The 6,722-nt window shown below is 71.0% G+C and carries 5 protein-coding genes and 1 tRNA gene; 2 read left to right on the top strand and 4 right to left on the bottom strand.

From position 1 onward, the window contains the following. From QH283_RS12160 to QH283_RS12145, 4 genes are all read right to left on the bottom strand, one after another. Positions 1 to 1,314 (bottom strand): SLC13 family permease (locus QH283_RS12160; RefSeq protein ID WP_280503111.1); only part of this gene is annotated, 1,314 nt, incomplete at its 3' end. 365 nt (positions 1,315 to 1,679) lie between these two features. Then, positions 1,680 to 1,752, bottom strand: a tRNA-Arg gene (locus QH283_RS12155). A gap of 118 nt (positions 1,753 to 1,870) precedes the next feature. Further along, positions 1,871 to 2,644, bottom strand: a complete 774-nt coding sequence (locus tag QH283_RS12150) for a DUF305 domain-containing protein (protein ID WP_280503110.1) — start codon at positions 2,642 to 2,644, stop codon at positions 1,871 to 1,873. Positions 2,645 to 2,657: 13 nt separating this feature from the next. Then, the gene (locus tag QH283_RS12145; RefSeq protein WP_280503109.1) at positions 2,658 to 3,548 is read right to left on the bottom strand and encodes a DUF3105 domain-containing protein; all 891 of its coding nucleotides are present in this window, start codon (positions 3,546 to 3,548) and stop codon (positions 2,658 to 2,660) included. Positions 3,549 to 3,656: 108 nt separating this feature from the next. On the opposite strand from QH283_RS12145, the gene argS reads away from it, so the two are divergent. Continuing rightward, positions 3,657 to 5,315 (top strand): arginine--tRNA ligase, encoded by a 1,659-nt coding sequence (argS, locus tag QH283_RS12140; RefSeq protein ID WP_280503108.1) that lies wholly within the window; start codon positions 3,657 to 3,659, stop codon positions 5,313 to 5,315. Continuing rightward, positions 5,315 to 6,722, top strand: a 1,408-nt coding sequence (gene lysA, locus QH283_RS12135) for a diaminopimelate decarboxylase (RefSeq protein WP_280503107.1), incomplete at its 3' end; no start/stop codon positions are given. The genes argS and lysA, both read left to right, overlap by 1 nt.

Raw genomic sequence — 6,722 nt, 5'->3', positions numbered from 1 at the left:
GTCGGGCCGGGGGGGTGAGCTGGGGCTTTGGTTCGGCCGGTGGACCGCTCTCGCGACCTGCTGGAGCGCGGGGTGGGAGGCGGTGGTGGCGACAACCGCCACCACCAGGCCGGTGCGCACGAAGCGCGACAGCGCGATCCGCACGCCGTGCGCCCGGCAGAACTCCAGGCACAGCAGGGTCGCCAGCGAGGCCCACGGCGTGACGATCGGTCCCACGTTCGTGCCGATCAGCAGGGCGAGCAACTGGGTGCGGTGCTCCACCGGGACCACGGCCTCCCCGGCGGCGTAGGCGGGCAGATTGTTGGCGACATTCGACAGGGCGGCGCCTGCGCCCGCCGCGCGAAACGCCCCCGCCGCCCCGTCGTCGGCGCCGATCAGCGCGTGCGTCAGATGATCGAGCCCGTGCCTGGTCAGCGTGGGCACCACCAGGAACAGGCCGACCACGAAGACCAGCAGCCGCCACGGGATCAACGCGAACCGCAACGCCGACCGGTCGAGCACCGCGAACGCCCCCGCCGCGACGATCGCCGCGGCCACCGCCGCGACCTCGACCCGTTCCCCCAACACAGGGATGGCCACCACGAACAGCAGGCAGGCACTCGCGGTGATCCGAAACAGGCCGCGTTCCCTCGGCCCGTCCACCCGCACCGGCTCCGGCACCTCGTACCGCTCACTCCCACGCCGGTCCCGCCGCCAGTAGAACACCCACAGGCAGGCGCTCGTGACAAGCAGCGACGCCAGCTGCGGCGCCCACATGACCGCGGCGAACCCGGTCGCGTCCAGCCCCACCCGATCGGAGGCGAGCAGATTGGTGAGATTCGAGACCGGCAGCAGCAGGCTGGCCGTGTTCGCCAGCCACAATGTCGTCATCGCCAACGGCAGCGGCGCGATCCGAGCCGGTGCCGCCACCGCCAGCAACACCGGCGTGAGCAGCACGGCGGTGGTGTCCAGATTGAGCAGCACCGTCGTCGCCGAGGCGAACAGCACACACATCCCGAACAGCAGCGGATAACTCCCGCGCCCCAGAATCGCGATCCGCGAGGCGATCACATCGAACACCTTCGCCTGCCGGGTCAGCTCCGCCAGCACCACGACACTGCCGAGAAACACCAGCAGCGGGCCGATGCGACGCAGATTGCCCACGGCTTCCTCCCTGGGGAGCAGACCGGTGAGCACGCACAGCAGTCCGGCCGCCAGCAGGGCCAGGCGCACCCCGTCGAGCACGCGGTTCTTCGCGGGTGATGGCGTCTCGGCGGGAGGTGAGCCGGGACGCGACTGCGGGGATGAAGCGAGGAGATCGACCGGGCCGGACACCCGACCATGATGGCGGTGCGCCTGCCCGGCCCGCAGGTCAGGGCAGGGGCCCGCCTCCGGGCCGCGTGGATACCGAACGCGCTGCCGGTGGACACTTGCGCCGGGGAGATGGTGGCGCAGACGGACTCGGAACGACCCATTCCCGTTGTGCGGCAGGGGATACCGATGGTCTGCCGATGCCTTCTCCTTGTGCCGATCTCATCTTGTGACGATCTCATCGGGTGTCGACGATCTGCCGAAGGGATCGTTGTCGATCTGCCGGGGTGAGAGGCGCCGACCTGCCGAAGAAGGCGAGTGGGCGTGCCTCGTGGGGCTTCGGCAACGTCCACCGGACAGGAAAACCGCCGGAGCAGCGGTTTCGGTTGTGCCCTCGGCAGGATTCGAACCTGCGGCCTTCTGCTCCGGAGGCAGACGCTCTATCCCCTGAGCTACGAGGGCGGGACAGAATCCGATCCGGGCCGTGATGGCGGCTCGGTCGGGCGGGCCAAGCGTAGCGCATGGCCGGGCGCGACGCCAAAACGGTGACGGGCCCGGCCGGTTGCGCGACGGCGGGGGCTCACCCGAGCGGCAGCGGGGTGCCGCCTCGGGCGGTGAGCATGTCGGTGAGCAGCTGGGATTCGGCGGACTGGCTGGTGGCCATGCCCGCGGACAGGGTGCGCACCGGGGTGGTGGCGGCGTGCTCGGCGGCGTACTCGAGCATCGGCAGGCCGCCCTCGTGGTGGCGCAGCATCAAGCTCAGGAACAGGGTGTCGAGCTCGGGGGAGGAGGCGCGGCGCAGGGCGTCGAGTTCGGCGGCGGAGGCCATGCCGGGCATGGTGGCCACCGGGCCGGTGTGCTCGTCCGCACCCCCGTGGTGACCGCCGTCGCCGTGGCCGTCGCTCATCCAGCCCATGTGCCCCTCCACCGACTGCGAGGGCGCGTCCCACAGTTGCAGCCAGCCCTGCATGCGGCCGATCTGGTTCGCCTGGGTGGTGAGGATGTCGTAGGCCAGGCCGCGGACCTCGGCGTCGGTGGTGCGGGTGAGCGCGATGCCCGCCATCTCCACCGCCTGGTTGTGGTGGGTGGACATGTCCTGCAGGAAGCCGATGTCCACGGCGGTCGGGTCGGGATCGCCGCCGCCGTCCAGCGGCAGCCGCACCACGACGCCGATCACCACGCCGAGCAGGATCGCGGCGATCGCGCCGAGCACCAGCACGGCGGCACCGGGCCTGCCCGGACGCCCGGGCGCGTCGCCGTTGTCGTGGCTGTCGTGGGTGTCGTGGCGGGTGTTGTCGTGGGTGGCGTCGTCCTCGGTGGTCGCGGTGACCGCCGGATCGGAGGCGTCGCTCATCTCGGCCCCCGCCTCATTGGACGGGAGCGGGCTCGGCCGGGGCGGGCTCCGCGGGAGCGGGTTCGGTGGGCAGGCTCGGCACACCGGGGATCATGCCGCCTAGACCCGCGGTGGGGTCGGTGTCCACGTCGGAGCCGTCGACGGCCTTGGCGTCGGGGCCCGGCGGGGTCGGGTCGAACGGGGTCGGGTTGTCGCGATCGAACATCGGGTTCGAGCAGGAGCCGCCGACCTCGGGATGGGTGTAGGGGTTCTGGCGCAGCGCGGTGATGAACTGGCCGATGCGCTCGTCGTCGGCGCTGTCCAGCTTCAGCTGATGGCCCCACGACTGCAGCGAGACGGCCGCGTCCAGATCCGGGTAGGGCGACATGAAGGTGTACGCCTTGCCCTCGACCTTGCCCTTCAGGGTGTCGACGGCGGCGTTGTCCACCTTGTCGGGGTTGTAGGCGATCCACACCGCGCCGTGCTCGAGGGAGTGCACGGCGTTCTCGTTGCGCATCGGCTTGCTGTAGACGGTGCCGGTGCAGTCGGCCCACTCGGAGTCGTGCGAGCCGCCGAAGGGCGGGGTGCGGTCGTAACCCACCCGCTCGGTCGGCTTGACGTGCTTGCCGGTGGTCTTGGAGTAGTCCACCGTGACGATGCCCTCGATGTCGAGCGAGGGGTCCTGGTTCTCCGCGCTGGGGGTGAACTTCTCCAGCGCGGCCTGCTCGCGGTACTTGGGCACCAGGCTGTAGGCCAGCGCACCGACCAATGCGATGATGATGGCCGCCGCACCGATCGTCATCCACGGGATCTGACGCTTGCCCGGGAGTCCGCCCTTGCCACCGCCCGCGGAACGGGGGGAAGAAGTCTTGCCCGCGGCTCGCACGGCCTTGGCCGACTTCGAGACGCTCTTGCTACTCGGCATCGCTCGTGTGCTCTCTCGCTGTGATGAACCGTGTGGGGTTCGGACGGACGGTCGGCGTCGGTGCCCGCCCGAAGGTGTTCACCTGCCGAGACCATAGGATAGAGACTCGTGACTCCAGCTGACCTTGCAGATCTCCTTCACGCCACTGCCGCGAAGGTGCTCGCCGAACGTGGGCTCGACCCCACGGTGCTGCCCGACGAGGTCACTGTGGAGCGCCCCCGGAATCCCGAACACGGCGACTATGCCACGAATCTGGCGATGAAGGTCGCGAAGAAGGCCGGAACGAATCCGCGCGAGCTCGCGGGCTGGCTGGCCGAGGCGCTGGACGCGGCCGAGGGCGTCACCTCCGCCGAGGTGGCCGGGCCCGGCTTCCTGAACATCCGCCTGGCCGCCGCCGCCCAGGGCGCGGTGCTGGAGAAGGTGCTGGCCGCGGGGGAGAGCTACGGCGCCTCCGACGCGCTGGCCGGGCTGAAGATCAACCTGGAGTTCGTCTCGGCGAACCCGACCGGGCCGGTGCACCTGGGCGGCACCCGCTGGGCCGCGGTCGGCGACGCGCTCGGCCGGGTGCTGCGCGCCCAGGGCGCCGATGTCACCAGGGAGTACTACTTCAACGACCACGGCGCGCAGATCGACCGCTTCGCCGCCTCGCTGGTCGCCGCCGCCACCGGGCAGCCCACCCCGGAGAACGGCTACGCCGGCGCCTACATCGCCGAGATCGCCGAGCAGATCGTGGCCGCGCACCCGCAGGCGCCCACGCTGCCCGAGGCCGCCCGCCACGAGCTGTTCCGCGCCGAGGGCGTCGAGCTGATGTTCGCCCACATCAAGAAGACGCTGCACGAGTTCGGCACCGACTTCGACGTCTACTTCAACGAGTCCTCGCTGTTCGCCTCCGGCGCGGTCGAGGCCGCCGTCGAGCAGCTCAAGGCCTCCGGCGACCTGTACCAGAAGGACGGCGCCTGGTGGATCGCCAGCTCCGAGTACGGCGACGACCAGGACCGGGTGGTCATCAAGAGCGACGGCAACGCCGCCTACATCGCCGGTGACATCGCCTACTTCCAGAACAAGCGCAAGCGCGGCTTCGACCTGTGCATCTACATGCTCGGCGCCGATCACCACGGCTACATCGGCCGCCTGAAGGCCGCCGCCGCCGCGTTCGGCGACGACCCGGCCACCGTCGAGGTGCTCATCGGCCAGATGGTGAACCTGGTGCGCGACGGCCAGGCCGTGCGGATGAGCAAGCGCGCGGGCACCGTGGTCACCCTCGACGACCTGGTCGAGGCGATCGGCGTCGACGCGGCCCGCTACGCGCTGGTGCGCTGGTCGGTCAACTCCAGCGTCGACATCGACCTGGACCTGTGGACCAGCCAGAAGAACGAGAACCCGGTCTACTACGTGCAGTACGCGCACGCTCGCACCGCCTCGATCGGCCGCAACGCCGCCGCCTTCGACTACGCGAGCGTCACCCCCGATCTGGCCCAGCTCACCGCCGACGAGGAGGGCGAGCTGATCCGCACCATCGGCGAGTACCCGAGGGTGGTGGCGAGCGCGGCGAGCCTGCGCGAGCCGCACCGGATCGCCCGCTACCTGGAGGAGCTCGCCGGCGCCTACCACCGCTTCCAGACCAACTCCAGGCTGCGCGTGCTGCCGCTGGGCGACGAGCCGGTCTCGCCGCTCAACGCCGCCCGGCTGGTGCTGGTGAACGCCACCCGTCAGGTGCTGGCCAACGGCCTGGCGCTGCTCGGCGTGAGCGCACCGGAGCAGATGTGATGAGCGCCCACCCCGCCGGTCCGCGGCACGCCGAACTCAGCGGCGGCGCCGCGAGCGAATCGACCCGGCTCCCGCACGCTCCCACCCTGCCGGTGCGTCCCACCGACCCGCGCCAGCTGATCGACCTGCCCGCCCACGTCTGGCCGCGCAACGCCGCCCGCGACGACGCCGACGAGGTGCGCCTGGCCGGTGTGCCGGTGCGCGCGCTGGCCGAGGAGTTCGGCACGCCGCTGTTCGTCGTCGACGAGGACGACTTCCGTTCCCGCTGCCGCGACATGGTGCGCGCCTTCGGGCCGGGCGCGCGAGTCCACTACGCCTCCAAGGCATTCCTGTGCGGCGAGGTCGCGCGGTGGATCGACCAGGAGGGGCTGTCGCTGGACGTCTGCTCCGGCGGTGAGCTGGCCGTCGCGCTGCACGCGGGCTTCCCGGCCGAGCGGATCGCCCTGCACGGCAACAACAAATCCGTCGCCGAGCTGGAGGCCGCGGTGGCGGCGGGCGTCGGACACATCGTGATCGACTCGCTGATCGAGATCGAGCGACTCGACGCCGTCGCCGCTCGCGCCGGCGTGGTGCAGGACGTGCTGGTGCGCATCACCGTCGGCGTGGAAGCCCATACCCACGAATACATCTCGACCGCCCACGAGGATCAGAAGTTCGGCTTCTCGATCGCCGGCGGCGACGCGATGGAGGCGCTGGCCAGGGTCTTCGAGACCGACAATCTGCGTCTGGTCGGCCTGCACTCGCACATCGGCTCGCAGATCTTCGAGATCGACGGCTTCGAGATCGCCGCCCGGCGCATCCTCGGCCTGCTGCGCGAGGCCGTCGACAAGTTCGGCGTCGAGCGCACCGCCCAGATCGCCACCCTCGACCTCGGCGGCGGTCTCGGCATCGCCTACCTGCCCGAGGACACCCCGCCGCCGCTGGACGAGTTCGCGGCCAAGCTGCGGCGCATCGTCTCCGAGGAGGCCGCGCGCGCTGGTCTGCCCGAGCCCACCATCGCGGTGGAGCCGGGCCGCGCCATCGCCGGTCCAGGCACGGTCACCCTCTACGAGGTGGGCACCGTCAAAGACGTCACCCTCGACGGCGGCGCGCGCAGGCGCTACCTGAGCGTCGACGGTGGCATGAGCGACAACATCCGTCCGGCGCTGTATCAGGCCGAGTACGACTGCAGGCTGGCCTCGCGTGGCTCCGACGCCCCCGCGGTGGTGGCGCGGGTGGTCGGAAAGCACTGCGAGAGCGGCGATATCGTGATCAGGGACGCCTGGATGCCTGCCGATGTCGGTCCGGGTGATCTCATCGCGGTCGCCGCCACCGGCGCGTACTGCTATTCCATGTCCAGCCCGTACAACCAGCTGACCCCCCCCGGCCGGGTTGGCGAGCGCGGCCGGACAGGCCCGCGGGGGGCGG

It is taken from the genome of Nocardia farcinica, from assembly GCF_029867845.1.
Classification (GTDB): Bacteria; Actinomycetota; Actinomycetes; order Mycobacteriales; family Mycobacteriaceae; genus Nocardia; species Nocardia farcinica_A.
The sequence above is the reverse complement of the archived record's forward strand: the minus strand, read 5'-3'. Positions and strand labels throughout refer to the sequence as shown.

Excerpts from the sequence above, each read along its gene's own strand:
- QH283_RS12150 (WP_280503110.1), bottom strand. The coding sequence starts at position 2,644 with ATGAGCGACGCCTCCGATCCGGCGGTCACCGCGACCACCGAGGACGAC.
- QH283_RS12145 (WP_280503109.1), bottom strand. The coding sequence starts at position 3,548 with ATGCCGAGTAGCAAGAGCGTCTCGAAGTCGGCCAAGGCCGTGCGAGCC.